Below are 18,181 nucleotides of genomic sequence, written 5' to 3' on the forward strand. Positions count from 1 at the left end.
ATGTGAGTGTAATATTAGATTTCTTATATAAAAAAGCCGTGCACATATTTTTTTATTTAATATAAGGCTATTAAGACCCTAGCGCATCGAGAGCAAATTATTGCATACGGATGATTCTTGTTCCGATGATTTCTCCGCCGAGCACTCGGCTCAGGATCTGGGGTTCGCTGCCGTCTACGATGACGACCTCACGTACTTGACCATGGATACAAGCGATAGCTGCACGCACTTTGGGAATCATACCGCCATAGATTTCTCCGGTCTGGATCATGTCCTCAATCTCTTGTACAGATACGGATGGCAGTACTTTTTTCTCGCCGCCTACGTTCTTCATGATGCCAGGAACGTCTGTCACGACAATCATCCGGCTTACGCCGAGATGAGATGCCACTGCACCCGCAGCTGTATCTGCGTTAATGTTGTAGCGTTGTCCAGTTGCATCTACGCCAACCGGTGCGATAACTGGCATGTAACCCATGTTCACTATACCTTGAATAATCTCTGCGTTCACCCCAGTGACATCGCCTACCCAACCGATCTCTGCGTGGTTTGTAACAGGTTTAGCCTGGATCAGACCCCCGTCCACGCCGGACAAGCCTAGTGCACGACCACCAACACGTTGAATCAGACGTACGATCTGTTTGTTGATACTGCCCGCAAGCACCATCTCCACTACGTCCAGCACAGGTTCAGTCGTTTTGCGCAGGCCATTAACGAATTCGGTTTCGATACCAAGCTTCGCCAGGTTATCCGAGATCGCAGGACCTCCGCCATGCACGATTACCGGCTGCGTGCCCTGAGACTGCAGATCACGCAGATCCGCAAAGAAAGACTCGGGCAATGCCGCCAGCGTGCTGCCTCCACATTTCATGACAAACATCTGTTTCTCTGTGCTCGCTTCCGTTGCGGTACTCTCGTTTGGCATTGTTGAATTCATGAGGGCAAGCTCCTATCATAGTAAAAATTATATTCAAAAAAATATAACACTTTTATAAGGTCATAAAGGCTGGTAGGAGTCCATTCCGAATTCGGATTGTTCTTTCAATCGCTGTTGTCTCCAGGTTTCTTGAATTATCCCTATATAGGGGAACACCCGGAGACAAAGGCGACCGCTCCGCTTCTGCAGAATCAATTCCGTCTTCTCCATTACTATCGCTATATGTCCAACACCAAACAACAAGTTTAAATTTCATTGATAATTTTTGAAACATCTCACGAAACAGCTTCACAATAGAAGACAGCTGTTTCGCAAAACCTTTACCCCAAAGGTTTATTACGTGCGGTATGCTGCGTTAATTCGGACGTAGTCATACGTCAGGTCACAGCCCCAGGCTGTTGCTGTTCCTTCGCCGTGGTGCAAATCCACCACGATGCGAACTGTATCAGTCTGCAAATAGGCCAATGCCGCTTCTTCGTCAAACACGACTGGGCGGGACTGCGCAAGTACCGAAATATCTCCCAAACGGATATCTACGGTATCCGGGTTCACCGGCTGTCCTGCACGCCCTACGGCTGCAATAATCCGTCCCCAATTGGCGTCAGCGCCAAACATGGCTGATTTCACAAGACTCGAACCGATGACAGTTTTCGCGATTGCTTGCGCGGATTCATCACTTACCGCACCTGTAACTTCTACCTCAACCAGTTTGGTTGCTCCTTCACCATCACGAGCAATAGCTTTAGCCAGCACTTGGCATACATAGGTAAATCCAGCTGCAAAAGCGTCCCAATCCGGGTGCTCCATCGTCAGCTCTTCATTGCCTGCATAACCACTGGACATAGCTACCAGCATGTCGTTTGTACTTGTATCCCCATCAACGGTAATCATGTTAAATGTATGATTGGTTGCCTGGCGCAGCAAGCGCTGCAACGCTTCTGCACCAATGACCGCGTCAGAGGTCATGAAAGCGAGCATTGTCGCCATATTCGGATGAATCATACCCGAGCCTTTGGCGGCTCCCGCAATCGTAACCGTCTTACCGTTAACTATAACGGAGACGCAAGCTTCCTTTTTCACCAAATCCGTTGTCAGAATCGCTTGTGAAAATTGTTCCGCCTCATTCGATTCCTTACCCATATGCGCTGGAAGTCCGGTGATGCCTGAATGTACAGCATCCATTTTGAGCAATTCCCCAATGACACCTGTGGATGCCACAGCCACGTCTTCTTCTGCCACACCCAACTCACGCGCAGCCGCCGAACGCATCGCATAAGCATCTTCTTCCCCTTGTTGCCCTGTACATGCATTGGCATTACCACTGTTAACGATAACAGCCTGAAGGCGTCCGTTGCTCAAGCTTTCGCGCGTTACTTTGAGTGGTGCCGCCTGAAACACGTTCGTTGTGTATACAGCAGCAGATGTAGCCGGTACATCACAGCGGATCGCTCCGATGTCATTACGAGATGTCTTTTTCAATCCGCAGTGAAGTCCACCAGCAGTGAATCCCCCAGGGGTTACAATTGTTCCGTTCTCAACCACGGTAAAAGTATGTTGCTCCACATTCGTTCCCATATCATATCCCCCGTATGCGTTCAGCTATATGCTGATGATCCGCCTGCTTAACCTGATCCGTTCTCCCTAGAAGACTCTGAGAGAGCACTCTTACACCGAATGTCCCAGTGCTCCTCCTGAATTCCAATCCCTTATGGATATACCGGTGTCATGTTCAGCCCGAGGTTCTCCTCCCATCCCATCATCAGGTTCATATTTTGAATCGCTTGCCCGGAAGCACCCTTCACCAGGTTGTCGATGACCGAAATAATCGTTAAACGCCCTGTGCGAGAATCCACCGCAAATCCGATATCACAATAGTTGGATCCGTACACTTCTTTGGTCGAAGGCCAGATGCCCGGTTCACGTACACGTACGAAAGGTCGGTTCTCATAATATTTGCGGTACAAATCCACGATCTCCCGGTCGCTGTGTTCCCCAACGAGGTTTGCATACATCGTACTCATAATTCCACGTGTCATTGGCACCAGATGTGTTGTGAAAGTAACCGTAACAGGCGTTCCCGTTATACTGCCAAGCACTTGTTCGATCTCGGGAATATGTTGATGTTTATTCAGTTTATAGGCTTTTAAATTCTCATTCATCTCTGCATAATGATTTGTCAGACTTGTTCCGCGTCCTGCTCCAGATACGCCTGATTTGGCATCAATTATAATAGTAGAAGGATCAATCCAGCCTGCCTCTACTGCAGGGATCAGTCCAAGAAGTGTAGCCGTTGGATAACAGCCCGGGTTGGATATAAAATTCTGCCCCTTCACTTCTTCGCCATACACCTCAGCCATGCCGTATACCGCTTGTTCCAGCAAATCAGCTGGAGGCGCCGGATGTTTGTACCACTCTTCGTACACTGTTCCATCCTTAAGTCTGAAATCGCCAGACAGGTCAATCACCTTAAGTCCTGCTGCCAGGAGGCTTGGTACGAGCTTAGCACTTACGCCGGACGGGGTCGCTGTGAATACCAGATCCGCACGGCTCGCAATTTCAGCCGGATCTACACCGTCGAGTGGCCTGTGAATCACGCCCGTCAAATGCGGAAATCCATCTGCGATGGACTCACCACTGCTCGATGATGAGATCACCGATGTAATTTCAACCAGCGGATGATTCTGGAAAAAACGAATCAGCTCCACCCCGCCGTAGCCGGTGGAACCGACGATTGCTACTTTTAATTTATTATTCACTCTCGCTCCCCCAATCTCGATGTATGCGCTACTTGTGCTATGTCCTTGCCTGAAGGATACTTAAACACAGCAATTCCGTCGCTTATATGCATATTTGTGTATTATTATACGACTCTGGTTATATAAATACAACACTCTATCATCAATTTCACATGGATTTTCATCCAATCCGAACATATCTTTTTTTCTCATCCGGGACGAATTGGTATACATCTGTTAAAATACGTATTAGTAGGAAACATTACAATCAGGGTCTCATTCATAACTAACCTGCTACCAAGGACATATGAATAGATTCATGATGGTCATTATGAGACGTGGGGGACTATAGTGCATATCGAATCCATTTTACTTATTGTACTCCTTGGCCTGAATATTATTTTTGCCGCAGCAGTCGTTTTCTTCGAACGGAAGGATGCCAGTGCTTCCTGGGCTTGGCTGCTCGTCTTGAACTTTATTCCGGTGTTTGGGTTTTTACTTTATCTTTTAACCGGTCAGAACCTGACCCGATACCGGCTTTTCCAGTGGAAGGAACGTAAGAAACTCGGGCTAGAGGAACGTATTGAAGCCCAGCTCACGCAGTTGCACGATAACCGCACCCCTTTCCGCAACCAAGCAACCGAGACTAGCCAGGACATGATCTATATGAACCTGAAGCAGAACGGTGCTCTGGTGACGGAAGATAATGCGGTCGAGATCATTACGGATGGAACAGATAAATTCCAGCGGCTCTTGGATGACATCGAAGCGGCTCAGGATCACGTGCACGTACAATACTACATTTATAGAGGCGACCGTCTGGGCAAAAGAATTCGAGATGCACTCATCCGCAAAGCGCGGGAAGGCATCAAAGTTCGTTTGCTGTATGACGCGCTCGGATCACGGCGGGTATCAAAACGTTTTTTCAAAGAATTGCGCGAAGCAGGCGGTTTGGTTGAAGTCTTTTTCCCCTCCAAATTCAGTCTGATCAACTTACGTATGAACTACCGGAACCACCGTAAGATTGTCATCATCGATGGTAACCTTGGGTACACAGGCGGGTTTAACGTTGGAGATGAGTATCTTGGCTTGAACTCGAAATTCGGTTACTGGCGTGACACACATCTGCGTATTCAAGGGAACGCCGTTCATGCGCTGCAGACCCGTTTTCTCCTAGATTGGAATGAAGCGTCCAAGCAACACGACACACCTTATGTTCCGGCGCATTTCCCTCATATTGAGGGCACAGGAAAGATTGCCATGCAGATTGTCTCCAGTGGACCTGATGCAGAGACCGAGCATATCAAAAACAGTTATCTTAAGATGATTAACGGGGCCAAACAATCAATCCTGATTCAAACGCCTTATTTTATCCCGGATGCCAGTGTATTCGAAGCTATTCGTCTCGCGTGTCTGTCCGGCATTGATGTTCGCATTATGATTCCAAATAAACCCGACCACGCCTTTGTATATTGGGCTACGTTATCTTATATTGGTGAGTTGTTGAAGGTGGGCGCCAAAGTATTTATATATGATAATGGCTTCATTCATGCCAAAACACTTATCATTGACAGTTTGGTTGCATCCGTGGGAACCGCCAATATTGACTACCGCAGTTTCCGGTTGAACTTTGAGGTTAATGCTTTTATGTACGATGAAGCGATTGCGACAGCACTTGTACAAACCTTTGAGCACGACCTGCATGTATCGCGAGAAATGACGCTCGATGAATACCAAAAACGCAGTCTAATCATTCGCTTCAAAGAAGCCATTTCCCGTCTGTTATCTCCGATTCTGTAGCATCTATAGTAATAGTAGAAAAGCAGGCACATCCTCTACCTCCATTTCGGAGAAGGATATGCCTGCTTTTTTTGATGAAGTCATTTCTTATGAGCCTACACGGCTCACTCACTAGTTTTCAACCCGTTCACACATGTTCTCCCCGCTTAAAGCCTTCGCCGAGCACTTCGTGCGCGTTACTGATAATGACAAATGCTCCCGGGTCCACAGACCGGATCAACGCTTTGAGTCTTGGTACCTCATTCTGTCCAACCACGACCATCAGTACCGTTCGTTGATCATCGGTGTAACCGCCTTTGGCCTCCAGCTTCGTTAATCCGCGATCCAGGTCATCCAGAATCACTTTGCTAATCGCTTCGGTCTGGTTGGAGATAATATAAGCCACCTTGGAAAAGCCTAGGCCCATCTCAACGGCATCGATCACTTTACCAGTAACATACAACCCAATTAGTGCATAGAGAGACTGTTCCAATGACAATACAAAAGCAGCCATAATAATAACCGTAGCATCCATAATTACGACACACAGAGAGTAACTCAATCCACTGTATTTCTGTACGATTCTGGCAAGAATGCTCATGCCACCTGTTGATCCTCTACCTCTGTATACAATTCCAATCCCTAAACCAACACCAATCCCACCATACAGTGAACCAAGTAGCGGATTCGTTGTTGGAATGGCCCAATCCTTCGTGAGATAAACTAACAGTGGCAGGACAATACTGCCCAATACCGAGCGAACACCATACTGCTTGCCAATGAGCAGGAAACCCGCAATCAAAAGTGGGATATTAATTGCCCATTGGGTATATGCCGGCTCCCAATTAAGCCATTCCTTGCCCAGAATTGATAACCCGGACACCCCACCCGAAGCGATCTGATTTGGTAATAAAAATAAATTAAAGGCCACTGCAATTAAAAACGAACCTACAATGATAGATACCGTATCCACGACGTTTCTCCATGGACCATTGAGTGGAATGAGGCTAGTTATCCTCTTTTTGCGATTATTGTGAAGTTGTGATCGTTGTTGCATGTTCTCGTGCTCTCCTTTTATGTGACTGATCAGTTGTTCGCTCATTTTTTCTATCCTATAAAATTATTCAAAAAAAAGCTCCCGTATACACCAGCATACGCCTACACGTATGGGTCCATACAGGAACTTATATTAATCGGTTTCTACTTTAATCTGGCTACGCAAATAACCATCGATGAATGCATCGAGGTCGCCGTCCATTACTGCCCCTGTATTTCCAGTCTCTACGCTTGTACGGTGATCCTTTACCATACTATAGGGATGGAACACATAGGAGCGAATCTGGCTACCCCATGAAATATCCGACTGATCTCCTCGGATTTCATCCAGCTGTTGTTTTTGCTCTTCAATTTTACGCTCATACAATTTCGAACGAAGCATCTTCATCGCCCGCTCACGGTTCTTGATCTGTGAACGTTCATTCTGACACGTTACAACTACACCTGTCGGAAGGTGGGTAATCCGCACGGCTGAGTCGGTGGTATTGATATGCTGTCCACCCGCGCCACTCGCACGGTAGGTATCAATCTTGAGATCCTCTGTTCGAATGTCCAATTCAATCGTATCATCAATCTCAGGAACCACATCACATGATACGAAGGACGTATGTCTACGGCCCGATGAGTCAAAAGGAGAGATCCGCACCAGTCGGTGTACACCCTTCTCGGCTTTCAGATAACCATAAGCATTGTGCCCCTTGATCGATAGCGTGACGCTCTTGATCCCCGCCTCATCTCCTGGCAGATAATCCAGCACCTCAACCTTGAAGCCACGCTTCTCGGACCAACGTGTGTACATCCGCAGTAACATTTGTCCCCAGTCCTGTGACTCGGTACCACCTGCGCCCGGATGAAGCTCTAGAATGGCATCCATCTTATCATACGGCTGGTTCAGGAGCAGCTGAAGTTCGAACTCTGCCACCTTGCTCACGATCGCTGTGACGCTTCTACCGATCTCTGCAGCGAGGTCTTCGTCGCCTTCCTCGTCAGCCAGTTCTACCATCATCACCGCATCATCGTAGTCCTGTTGGAGTTTGGTGTATTGATCCACAGATCCCTTCACCGCATTTAGCTCAGCGATTACGGATTGCGCCTTGTCACTATCATCCCAGAAATCCGGAGCAGACATCTTCACTTCGAAGTTGCCGATCATCTCTTGCTTCAGATCTAAGTCAAAGAGACCCCCTAAGGTTGGTTAGTTTCTTGCCTATTTCACGCAGGTCATGCTTCACGTTTGGATCGATCATGTGCAATTCCTCTTTTCATTAAGATAAGCTCCCCGCATCCAGGGCATTCCTCCAGATCAAGTATCCGATGCGTTACCCTGGTGTTGAGACTACTGTTGTATCAGTATATCTCTTCCCCGTGATCATGGTCATATTATTATAACTATGCACCATTAATCGGTTTTGCATCCTTCACTTCATCCTATGGAATACCCGGCTGCAAGGAGCCATTCATGTCATGCTATATAAGTTGACCTAGTAACTGTTACACCTGCACTCCGATTACAGTAGCATCTTCCGATCGCTCTTATCCCCAGATTTTCTTGATTCCCTCTTACAAGGGAAAAATCCGGGGATAAAGGCGAACGCTCCGCTTCTTCAGATTGCTTCTGCACTCTCCGTTATGGTGTAAAATCAAGGTTCAACTTATTACACTATAGTGTATATAAAAACCATCGCTCTACTCTTGACCGTGGCAGTGTTTGAACTTCTTGCCACTACCGCACGGGCATGGATCGTTACGTCCGATTTGGTCAGAAACCTTCACTGGACGTTTCTCAGCAGGTTCACCGCTTGTCGAGATCTGACTTTCCTCAACAACCGCTTGACGCTCCTGATTGCTCTCGATCTGTGCTCTCATCACATAAGTCGCTACTTCTTCTTGAATCGAAGCGATCATCTGATGGAACATCTCGAAGCCTTCGAACTGGTACTCACGCAGTGGATCTGTACCACCGTAGGCACGAAGGTGGATACCTTGACGCAATTGATCCATTGCATCAATATGATCCATCCACTTGCTGTCTACTGCACGGAGCACAACCACTTTCTCGAACTCACGAACCATCTCTTCGCCAATTCGCTCTTCACGTGCATTGTACTTGTTTTGAACTTTCGTGAACAGGAACTCGATGATCTCTTCTGCTTCCTTACCCCACAGATCATCTTTAGTTATGGAACCATCGTCCAGCAATTTGCTGTTCATGTAATCGGCAACTTCCTGTAGCTCCCAGTTCTCTGGAATATCGTCACTACAATGTGCTTCAACAATACGTTCAATGGAAGGTTTGATCATATCCATAACGATCTGTTTGATATTTTCGGACTCCAGTACCTCACGGCGCTGTTTATATATAATTTCACGTTGTTGGTTCATAACATCATCATATTGCAGAACGACTTTACGCACGTCAAAGTTGTTACCTTCAACACGCTTCTGCGCTGATTCTACTGCACGGGTAATCATCCGGCTCTCGATCGGTTGGTCTTCTTCAAAACCAAGGCGCTCCATCATGTTCAATACATTATCTGCACCGAAACGTCTCATCAATTCATCACCCAGTGACAGGTAGAATTGTGTTGAACCCGGGTCACCTTGACGTCCTGCACGACCACGCAGCTGATTATCAATCCGGCGTGATTCGTGACGCTCCGTACCGATGATATGAAGGCCGCCTACTTCAGCTACACCTTCACCCAATATAATATCCGTACCCCGTCCTGCCATGTTGGTTGCAATCGTTACTGCACCCGCTTGACCAGCTCCTGAGATGATCTCTGCTTCTTCCGCGTGGTACTTGGCGTTCAGTACCTGGTGTTTGACACCACGGCGTTTAAGCATGTCAGACAGGCGTTCAGAGTTCTCAATGGACACTGTACCTACCAGAATCGGTTGATTCTTACTGTGGCGTGCCACGATCTCTTCTACAACGGCATTGAACTTGCCATCGATGCTCTTGTACACGACATCTGCCATGTCATCCCGCTTGTTTGGGCGGTTGGTTGGAATTTGCAGTACTTCGAGACCGTAGATTTTTTTAAACTCTTCTTCCTCGGTTTTCGCTGTACCCGTCATACCCGCAAGTTTACGGTACATCCGGAAATAGTTCTGGAAGGTAATCGTAGCAAGCGTCATGCTCTCGTTTTGTACTTCAATGCCTTCTTTGGCTTCAATCGCTTGGTGCAATCCATCACTGTAACGACGTCCAGACATCAGACGACCTGTGAATTCATCGACGATCATGACTTCCTCATCACTGACAACATAATCCACGTCACGACGCATGATTGCATTAGCTTTCAAGCCCTGTACAATGTGATGGTTGAGAGTTACATTGGCATGATCATACAAGTTCTCGATACCAAATGCTTTCTCTGCTTTTGCCACGCCCGCCTCAGTCAACGCTACGGATTTCACCTTAATGTCAACCGTAAAGTCTTCTTCTGGCACCAAACGTTTCACAAAACGATCTGCTGCATAGTACATATCCGTCGACTTCTGAGCTTGTCCAGAGATAATGAGTGGCGTACGCGCCTCATCGACCAAGATGGAGTCTACTTCATCAATGATACAGAAGAACAATGGACGTTGTACCATTTGCTCTTTGTAAAGCACCATGTTGTCACGCAGATAGTCAAAACCAAACTCATTGTTCGTTCCGTACGTAATATCACATGCATATGCATGTTGTTTCAACGCATGGTCCATACCGCTGAGGTTAACCCCAACCGTCATGCCCATGAACTCATAGATTTGTCCCATTTCCTGGCTATCCCTTTGTGCCAAATAGTCATTGACCGTGACCACGTGTACACCTTTGGACATTAACGCGTTCAGATATACTGGAAGTGTTCCTACCAGCGTTTTACCTTCACCCGTTTTCATCTCGGAAATACGGCCTTCATGCAGAGCGATACCGCCCAGCATCTGTACATCGTAGTGACGTTTGCCCAGTACACGACGTGATGCCTCACGTACGGTTGCAAATGCCTCTGGAAGAAGTTCATCTGTCGTTTCTCCCTTTTCAATACGAGCACGGTATTCGTCCGTTTTACCTTTCAGTTGTTCATCAGACAACGCCTGAAATTGTGGTTCCAGTTTATTGATCACATCGACCGTCTTCATCAGACGTTTAACATCACGTTCATTCATGTCGCCGAAGATCTTTTTGACAAGTCCTAGCATGGTATACCCCTTTCGTGCAAAACAGAATAGACCCCCTGTTGCCGCCACGCGACACCATCGGATGGATATTGCATCCACTTGCCCGGGGGTGACAAACAATATGATTTGAGCTTAATGAAGGTTACACTTCGTCAACTCAGTTGCCAGAATGTCCTTTCGATCGCTGTTATCCCCTGATTTCTTTTAAACTCTCTTCTCAGAGGGGGAAATCCGGGGATAAAGGCGAACGCTTCGCTTCTACAGATCATTTCCGCCCTCTTCGTCATCCGTGTAAAAATCAAATTCAAATCATATGCTAATAAGTAATATGATGAATCAACTCCAGGCTTGCCAAGGGTTCTCATGAAGCTGATTCGGTATTCAAACGGATTCGGTTATTAAAAAGTAGCCGAAGCCCGAGCCTTGCGAATCATGTTCATGGTGCTGTGCCTGTCATTGATTATGATTAGCGATCATTCGTTGACAATTCCTCATCAGGACAATGATTCTCTTTGCATAAATTGTAACAGTTTGTAAGGGCCGCCGCAACACGCCACGGCACACTTCTTTGAACTTCTGAGACATATCAAATGGAGTTTAAGTGCAAAAAATCATAGTCGTTAGCGGAAGCGTTCGATTGTCATGTTTCGTTTTGCAGGATAGACAGCCCTGTCAACGAATTTTGATGGTAAATTTGGATGGAAATCTCAATATCCAGTTCTCGAATGTAGGTATACGAATATTTTCGTAAGCATCGGAATCTGGTGATAAACTTGTACCAATTATGATTATTCTTACTATCTATTAGACGCAACAGCATAGGGAATAGTTTCACCATTTTATTTCCAAAGGTGATTTCCCAGCTTCTCTACGCACAAAAGAGCCCCATCCCCTAAGGGATGGAAGCTCTTGTTAAGTCCAATCCAGGAAACTACAGTCCCTGTCTTCATTATTATTAGATATTCATACGCATGTCCGTTCCGATGATCCTGTACGTTAATATTAACCTTGTTCGATCAATCCGTACTTACCATCGTTCCGTTTGTAAACAACGCTAACTTCTTCACTGTCAATGTTGGAAAATACGAAGAAATTGTGACCAACCATGTTCATTTGGAGGATGGCCTCTTCCACGTCCATTGGTTTCAACATAAAGCGTTTCGTCCGTACGACTTCAAAATCATCGTCATCCGTGTCCGTATCCAGTTCAGCTGTAGCTACAGTACCTGTTGGATCTTCAACGAAGAGTGTTTTCAGGCTACCTTCCTGGCGGAACTTACGGTTAATTTTTGTTTTGTGTTTGCGGATCTGACGTTCCAGCTTGTCCACCACGGAGTCAATCGATGCATACATATCATCGCTCTCATCCTCAGCGCGGAGCACAATGCCTTTCAATGGGATCGTCACCTCTACCGTATGCAAACCTCTCGTCGTGCTCAATGTAACAGCACCGTCAGAGTTAAGGGGTGCATCGAAATACTTCTCGAGTCTACTCAACTTTTTGTCGACATAATCCTTCAAAGCATCAGTAACCTCGATTTGTTGACCTCGAATACTTAAATTCATAGGGCACTCCTCCTTTTTCCTTTGCCACTTCATTATAACACGAATGTAAGCGCCATGTAAAAACTCCCGGTGACCGAATAATGACATCTGTTCAAGCCACATCTGCCAACGTAGGCATAACGCCATATTTCGCGATATTTCATCATATTCAGCCATAATCGAATATTTACATGGTATGTCTTATTAGGCGCTTGATGATGTATTTAACCGTTTTTGAACTTGCTCAATCTAATATGTAAAATGAACTTCAATCTATCTCTTGAATCTATTAAATTCACTGCAATAATGTGTCTAGGATGAACCTCAAATCTCGAATCTATTGAAACAAAAAAAGACCCCGGATCACCGGAGTCTGATGCTAGCGATAATTCAATTTGGTAACCATCTAACCATATATGTAGGTCGGATTGTCCGGATGATTATAATTTGATTACGTTAGCTGCTTGCGGTCCACGCGCGCCTTCGACGATGTCGAATTCTACGGATTGACCTTCTTCCAAAGTTTTGAATCCTTCGGATTGAATCGCGGAGAAATGTACGAATACGTCGCCGCCGTCTTCAGTCTCAATGAAACCGTAACCTTTTTCTGCGTTGAACCATTTTACTTTACCTTGCATGCACTAACATTCCCTTCGTCATCAAATGAAGTGAAGCTTTCGGCCTTAACCTCTGCCCACAATTCAGATAATACCATCCAAAGTTATCCATTGTCAATTGGAAACGTAAATGTTTTCTTGGAATTTTTTGTAGATTAATTGGGGTTTGTGTTGAAAGGTGGGATATCTTGAATATATCAGGTTTAACAGTTTACTGTTTAGCCTAATTTAACAGTATTAGCGGCCTAAAAATACAATTGGATATAGTAAATGTTTTATTTTTAGTTTTATTTTAATATAAAAGGAAAAATATTAAATTTAATTTAATTATGATGTACTATAGGTAGTATAAAAAGGAGATGACACTTTGAAAAAACTTTTATTGGCTACATCAATGGTTCTACTATTCTCAGTAAGCGTAGGAGTAGCGAGTGCTGCTGAATCAACTGTTGCATCAGCGGCTACTAAAGCCATAGAGTACACCATCACATTAAAGGTCGGAGAATCTTATCAGTTAGGGTATAATCCGACTTATGGCCGTAATTATACTTATTACATTGCTCCGGATAATCAAGACTATTTTGGTGTTAGTCGTAATGGAATGCTCACAGCATATAAACATAATTTTCAAATTATGCCTTGGGAAGACCATGGTGAAGTTAATGTGGTAGATGCCAGTGGCAACCACATCGAGAGAGTACATGTAAGAATAGTTCAATAGAAAATCATGAAAGAACATTTCCTTCTTTGGAGGCAAATGTTCTTTTTGTTTGGTTGAATATTCCTCTCCTGAATAACGACAAATAATACAAAAAAACCTTATTTCACACCTTTGACTCGCGGAATGCTTACCTTAGTCAAAGTTCGTGCATAAAGGTTTTTTTGTAGAATTCTTATTTTTTTCTATCCATTAAAAAACTATCTGGTGTATATCCCGCTTCATACGCGTTTCTTTGCACTTTCGCCTGTCCTCGTTTATGCAACCAGTCCTGCGCTTCAAGTCGTAGCGTATTCATTCGAGCAAGAATCTCGTGATCCTGATCCAACAGGTTATTAATGATTTCTTTCTCATGTTTACTAGCCTGTTCTTGAGAGAAATGTTCAATCAATTGATCCACAATCTGCTGTCGTAACTCTATGAAGGATTCAAGTTGCTCGTAATTCAAATCATATAGATTATTCAAAATGTCATTAGTCGTACTCTCCAGTTGACTAATACATTCTGATCTATCCATTGGCATTCAAAGGTTGACCTTCCTGGCTCATCGCAATTTTTGAAGCTTGAATCCAAGTCTCACGGAGTTCAGACAGATAACCTACAGCTTCTTCAGCCTTTGTTTCATCCCGATGAATATTTGCTTCAATAAGCAAATGGTTCGTGTACTCATACAGAGAATATAGATTTTTCGATATATCATAAGACTGATCCAATGTACTCATTAACTCACTAATAATAGTCTGGGCTTTACCCAGATTCAGATTAACCTTCTCAATGTCCTGCTGTTGCATTGCGGCAATCGATGTCTTGACAAAACGAATGGCTCCGTCATATAACATGATGACTAACTGCGCCGGGTTAGAAGTTTGGACAGAGGATTGACGATATTTATCATATGGAGAAGTGATCAAAAGTCTCACCCTTTATTATAGAATTAATTAGCCTAATTTAGCTAATAAACTGGACGATTGTGCCTGCATGTTTGACATTGCTTTTTCCATAGCAGCAAACTGTTTATAGTAACGATCCTCAGTACTTGCCAGATTGCGCTGCATTAGAGCAATACGACTGTTGTATTGTTTCATTTGTCTTCCAATCGGATTTTCTTCACTGAAAGTACTTGTGACATCCGTTGTAAACCGGTTTGTACCTGAACGGTCGGATACCCGCTGGATCGCAGCAGTAACTTTATCTGATAATTTATCGAAAATCCCGTCATTCGGTGCGCTATCAGGACCCTGGAAAAGATCTATTACTGCCTGAGGATTTGAACTGAGTGCAGTTCTTAACTTGGACTCATCCTGAATAACAAGTTTTCCATTTTCTGAGTATGATCCAGTAGTTATACCCATGGCATTTAGAGGACCCAACTTTTCTGAAATGATTGACCTCATATCCGAGAGAACGGATTTAATGATGTCGTTGTTCTTTAACAATCCGCTTTTAGATTTTTCAGTCCATGTTATAATTTCAGACTCTTTCATTTCTTTTTTCTGCTCATCCGTAAGTGGTTTGAAATCTTTGTATTTGGTTTCACGGATCGTGCTATTCAAAGATTTAATTAGATTATTGTAGTCATCGATAAACCCTTTAATAGATTCTAATGCTTTATCCGGGTCCGTTTGATTCTTGATGATCACAGGATTATCGACACCATTTTTCATGGTTTCTTCCTGCAGCGTCAATGTCACACCATTAATTGTAAATGTATTCTTTCTAATGTTCTCCAGACTTTGATTATTCACCTTAACAATCGCATCCACACCATCTTGTACCTTAGTCAGGGGATTTGTACCCTCTTCGAAAGGAACTGCACCTTTGAAAAGCGAAAGGAACTCATAGGAATTGCCGCCCATCTTGATCTCTTTCCCTGGATCTGCAGTGAATGTTAACTTACCTTTATCATCAAATGAAGCTGTAACATCAGGTTGGGTTTTACTATTTATTTTACTAACCACACTAGATATGGTATCTGTTTCATTAAAAACAAAGGTCGCATTATTAATCACGAAGCTGTAACCTTTCATTTGCGCCCCAGGTTCAGGAGCCTTCCCATCTTTTAATTTCTGAAGGTCGCCCAGTGTCTGAGTACCCGTTACATTCAACCCGGCACCATTTGTTTCTATAACCGTCTTTTTGGAAAAAAGAGCGATTAATGAGTTCTTGCCTGCTGGTGTCTCTATTTTGATATCTCCAGCTGCTCCACCCGAGTGCGAAGCCAGTGATAACTTCCCGGTTGCTTCATCGTAACTTGCAAATACATCTGCTGATAAGGCTGAATTAATGGTCGATATAAAGGAAGAAATGGTTGTACTTCCGTTAAAGAGTGAATTCCCATCTTTATCCTTGAAGGTCATTCCATTGATCGTGATATCGAAGCCTTTCTTCAAGTAATCTGTACGGTCCGCATCGCTCATTGCCGACAGATCCATTCCATCGAGAGAGGCGAGTGTTGTATTTCTATTCACACCCTGACCTAGACCAGACGTTTCAAGCGTTTTGGCACTTGCCAGTTTTTCAACAGTGACTTTCATATCTGCTGTAGTTGCACTAGCTGTAGCATCCGCTTTCACAGCGGTCGTATTGCCAGAAACGACAGATTTATTCGCATTCAACGCAGCAGGATTACCATACTTCGTTGTTAGTTTATTGACTCGAAAATCGTACAATTTACTGCTTAAATCACGGTAACTCTCTCGCTGCCATTGCAGAACCTGTTTATCCTGATTTAATCGGTCCAGCCTGAGATTTTTGGTAGCCATCATACTTTTGACCATACTATCAATATCCATGCCTGAAAAGCCGTTAACACGTGTAACCATTCTGCACCTCCAGATCTACATTATATCTTCTCATCTACTAGAATTCCGGCTAACTCCATCATTTTCGCAACCAGATCCAGTGTTTTCTCAGGAGGTATTTCACGAATGAGTTCTCCTGTATCTTTATTAAGGACTTTGACCATAATTTCATGTGTTTTTTCGTGAATGCTGATGTCGAGTGTTGTTTGCGGGCCCTGAAGTGATTTTACGGCATTCTCAATGGTCTTGATCAAATGCTCTTGACCAATGGACAGAGAGGCCCCCTGCTTCTCCAATTGGCTCAAACTCAAACCTTGATTCACAACTGCGTTCAATTCTGCTCGTTGTACTTCAGATGCTGAAGAAGAGTCTCCCTGTTGACTGACTGATGATGACGTTTTAGCGGATAATGAGAACTGTACATTCATCTTTACCACTACCTCCGGCTACATATTTACTTTTTATATCGGCTCCCGTTAACGTTCTGATTAGAGCAATATGAAAAATATGTATAAAAAGACCTCGAATTGTCCAAGGTCTCAAGTAGATAGGTTAATTTTTAATCAAGATCGACATATATGCCATTGAGGTGAATCCATTCTCTTCTAATAGCTCAAGAACATTATTGAGATATGTGGAGTTGTGTTCGATCGTTTTAGCAAATGACTGAATAAGTTTTATAACAAGTTCCTCATTTAAGCCCTTATGGAAACCAGCCATACCAATCAAATGCAGCTTAATCATAGAGAAATGAACGACCATCATAACGTAATCGTCATATACCCGGCTTCGTCCAAATGGGAATAGATTTTTGAAAACATGGTTTACAAGGTAGTTTTCGAGGATATATTCATGCTCATCCATGTAGGGAGTATAGTAATTTTCACTTGCTGCCTTATATCTCTCTGCAATCTCTTCCTCTGGGGAGTCCTCAGTATACATAATCCCGTTCAGCGCTTCCACTACACATTCCATATAACGAGATTTATGCATTCCATGTCCAAAACGGAAATCCATAAGCTCCTTACATATTTTCATCTGTACTGTTTGATTTACAGGAATATTTGCCAATGACTCTTTAGTAGCAGGATCTTCAATCATCCTTGAATACGTTGTGATGGTATCAAGAACTTCTTCCATGTTCCCATCGTCGATCTGAGATTGTATCTTCTGGTAGAACAGCCCTAATACAATCAATCGTTCTGATATCGTGTAATCACGGCTTTGCAACACTTGAATCGTAAAAATCCTCAAGTCCCAGAAATACTTGGTTAATTTATTTTTGGCACTCGGATTATCGGTAACAATCTGCTTGGTAATCCAGACTTTGTTGTCTTCGCTTTCTTCAATCTCATTGAACTGAATGCCTGCTGGATTCAACAACGTAAGTCTCGCCGCTTCTGGACAAGATAAGGTCGTAGACTTCTCTATTACACCATTGATGCTGTTTATACTTCTAGGATACGTACTGCACACATTGGATAAGAAGTCTTCACCTAATGTAAGCTGAACCTTACACAGGTTTTCCTCAGATAGGAATCCACATCTTCCTTGTTCATCCATTTTAATTTTGCCATATCTATGTTCAGTAGGCTCTGATCGTTGTCTAGAAACGTTTTTATCAAATAAAGGTCTTAATTCAATATTGCGAGATTTGGCATACTTCTTATACGTCTGTTGATCAATGTCAACTCTCCATCCAACACAGCAGGAATCTTCACAGGCTGAGCCTATACAAGCAAATTGCTGCATATACTCGGGAACTAGAATGGTTCGATTTTTTGTTGTCATGAGTCTACCTCTCATTCACCTTTTGTAAATAA

At 44.0% G+C, this 18,181-nt stretch carries 15 protein-coding genes; 2 read left to right on the plus strand and 13 right to left on the minus strand.

What is annotated here, in order from left to right; translation table 11 throughout:
* Positions 1-97: 97 nt before the first annotated feature.
* The 3 genes from argB to argC all read right to left on the minus strand — a co-directional run bounded on the left by argB (position 98) and on the right by argC (position 3,693).
* The gene (argB, locus tag MHI52_RS28005; protein WP_017692001.1) at positions 98-937 is read right to left on the minus strand and encodes an acetylglutamate kinase; all 840 of its coding nucleotides are present in this window, start codon (positions 935-937) and stop codon (positions 98-100) included.
* Positions 938-1,273: 336 nt separating this feature from the next.
* Positions 1,274-2,512: a bifunctional glutamate N-acetyltransferase/amino-acid acetyltransferase ArgJ gene (argJ, locus tag MHI52_RS28010; protein WP_405158007.1), complete on the minus strand. Its 1,239-nt coding sequence runs from the start codon at positions 2,510-2,512 to the stop codon at positions 1,274-1,276.
* Between the two features lie 131 nt (positions 2,513-2,643).
* The gene (argC, locus tag MHI52_RS28015; protein WP_076319192.1) at positions 2,644-3,693 is read right to left on the minus strand and encodes an N-acetyl-gamma-glutamyl-phosphate reductase; all 1,050 of its coding nucleotides are present in this window, start codon (positions 3,691-3,693) and stop codon (positions 2,644-2,646) included.
* 330 nt (positions 3,694-4,023) lie between these two features.
* On the opposite strand from argC, the gene cls reads away from it, so the two are divergent.
* Positions 4,024-5,472, plus strand: coding sequence for a cardiolipin synthase (cls, locus tag MHI52_RS28020; RefSeq protein WP_340018619.1), 1,449 nt, complete (start codon positions 4,024-4,026; stop codon positions 5,470-5,472).
* Positions 5,473-5,599: 127 nt separating this feature from the next.
* Here cls and MHI52_RS28025 read toward each other — a convergent pair whose 3' ends face one another.
* The 5 genes from MHI52_RS28025 to MHI52_RS28045 form a co-directional block, all read right to left on the minus strand.
* Positions 5,600-6,508, minus strand: a complete 909-nt coding sequence (locus tag MHI52_RS28025) for a YitT family protein (protein WP_036612451.1) — start codon at positions 6,506-6,508, stop codon at positions 5,600-5,602.
* Between the two features lie 132 nt (positions 6,509-6,640).
* Positions 6,641-7,754 (minus strand): peptide chain release factor 2 gene (gene prfB, locus MHI52_RS28030; RefSeq protein ID WP_101313559.1). Its coding sequence is split into 2 segments (ribosomal slippage): positions 6,641-7,681 and positions 7,683-7,754, totalling 1,113 coding nucleotides; the frame shifts between segments, so codons are not numbered across the junction.
* A gap of 439 nt (positions 7,755-8,193) precedes the next feature.
* The gene (secA, locus tag MHI52_RS28035; RefSeq protein ID WP_405158008.1) at positions 8,194-10,698 is read right to left on the minus strand and encodes a preprotein translocase subunit SecA; all 2,505 of its coding nucleotides are present in this window, start codon (positions 10,696-10,698) and stop codon (positions 8,194-8,196) included.
* 981 nt (positions 10,699-11,679) lie between these two features.
* A complete protein-coding gene (gene hpf, locus MHI52_RS28040; RefSeq protein ID WP_036667734.1) occupies positions 11,680-12,243 on the minus strand; it encodes a ribosome hibernation-promoting factor, HPF/YfiA family in 564 nt (187 codons plus the stop codon).
* A gap of 419 nt (positions 12,244-12,662) precedes the next feature.
* Positions 12,663-12,860 carry a cold shock domain-containing protein gene (locus tag MHI52_RS28045; RefSeq protein WP_024631599.1) on the minus strand — a complete coding sequence of 66 codons (198 nt, stop codon included), beginning with the start codon at positions 12,858-12,860 and terminating at the stop codon, positions 12,663-12,665.
* Between the two features lie 346 nt (positions 12,861-13,206).
* On the opposite strand from MHI52_RS28045, the gene MHI52_RS28050 reads away from it, so the two are divergent.
* Positions 13,207-13,560, plus strand: a complete 354-nt coding sequence (locus tag MHI52_RS28050; RefSeq protein ID WP_405158009.1) for a hypothetical protein — start codon at positions 13,207-13,209, stop codon at positions 13,558-13,560.
* A gap of 172 nt (positions 13,561-13,732) precedes the next feature.
* Here MHI52_RS28050 and MHI52_RS28055 read toward each other — a convergent pair whose 3' ends face one another.
* From MHI52_RS28055 to fliB, 5 genes are all read right to left on the minus strand, one after another.
* Positions 13,733-14,074, minus strand: a complete 342-nt coding sequence (locus MHI52_RS28055; protein ID WP_164783304.1) for a flagellar protein FliT — start codon at positions 14,072-14,074, stop codon at positions 13,733-13,735.
* Entirely contained in the window at positions 14,067-14,468 is a 402-nt protein-coding gene (gene fliS, locus MHI52_RS28060; protein WP_127549089.1) for a flagellar export chaperone FliS, read from the minus strand. Before fliS ends, MHI52_RS28055 begins: the two co-directional genes overlap by 8 nt.
* Positions 14,469-14,495: 27 nt before the next feature.
* Positions 14,496-16,379: a flagellar filament capping protein FliD gene (gene fliD / locus MHI52_RS28065; protein ID WP_405158010.1), complete on the minus strand. Its 1,884-nt coding sequence runs from the start codon at positions 16,377-16,379 to the stop codon at positions 14,496-14,498.
* Between the two features lie 20 nt (positions 16,380-16,399).
* Positions 16,400-16,786 carry a flagellar protein FlaG gene (locus MHI52_RS28070; protein ID WP_405158011.1) on the minus strand — a complete coding sequence of 129 codons (387 nt, stop codon included), beginning with the start codon at positions 16,784-16,786 and terminating at the stop codon, positions 16,400-16,402.
* A 124-nt stretch (positions 16,787-16,910) separates the two neighbouring features.
* Positions 16,911-18,149: a flagellin lysine-N-methylase gene (gene fliB / locus MHI52_RS28075; protein ID WP_405158012.1), complete on the minus strand. Its 1,239-nt coding sequence runs from the start codon at positions 18,147-18,149 to the stop codon at positions 16,911-16,913.
* Positions 18,150-18,181: the final 32 nt, after the last annotated feature.

This window comes from Paenibacillus sp. FSL H8-0283, assembly GCF_045040675.1.
Taxonomy (GTDB): Bacteria; Bacillota; Bacilli; order Paenibacillales; family Paenibacillaceae; genus Paenibacillus; species Paenibacillus amylolyticus.

Coding starts and splice junctions, on each gene's coding strand:
- MHI52_RS28070 (WP_405158011.1), bottom strand. CDS start 16,786: ATGAATGTACAGTTCTCATTATCCGCTAAAACGTCATCATCAGTCAGT.
- argB (WP_017692001.1), bottom strand. CDS start 937: ATGAATTCAACAATGCCAAACGAGAGTACCGCAACGGAAGCGAGCACA.
- MHI52_RS28025 (WP_036612451.1), bottom strand. CDS start 6,508: ATGCAACAACGATCACAACTTCACAATAATCGCAAAAAGAGGATAACT.
- argJ (WP_405158007.1), bottom strand. CDS start 2,512: ATGGGAACGAATGTGGAGCAACATACTTTTACCGTGGTTGAGAACGGA.
- fliD (WP_405158010.1), bottom strand. CDS start 16,379: ATGGTTACACGTGTTAACGGCTTTTCAGGCATGGATATTGATAGTATG.
- MHI52_RS28055 (WP_164783304.1), bottom strand. CDS start 14,074: ATGGATAGATCAGAATGTATTAGTCAACTGGAGAGTACGACTAATGAC.
- MHI52_RS28045 (WP_024631599.1), bottom strand. CDS start 12,860: ATGCAAGGTAAAGTAAAATGGTTCAACGCAGAAAAAGGTTACGGTTTC.
- hpf (WP_036667734.1), bottom strand. CDS start 12,243: ATGAATTTAAGTATTCGAGGTCAACAAATCGAGGTTACTGATGCTTTG.
- secA (WP_405158008.1), bottom strand. CDS start 10,698: ATGCTAGGACTTGTCAAAAAGATCTTCGGCGACATGAATGAACGTGAT.
- fliB (WP_405158012.1), bottom strand. CDS start 18,149: ATGACAACAAAAAATCGAACCATTCTAGTTCCCGAGTATATGCAGCAA.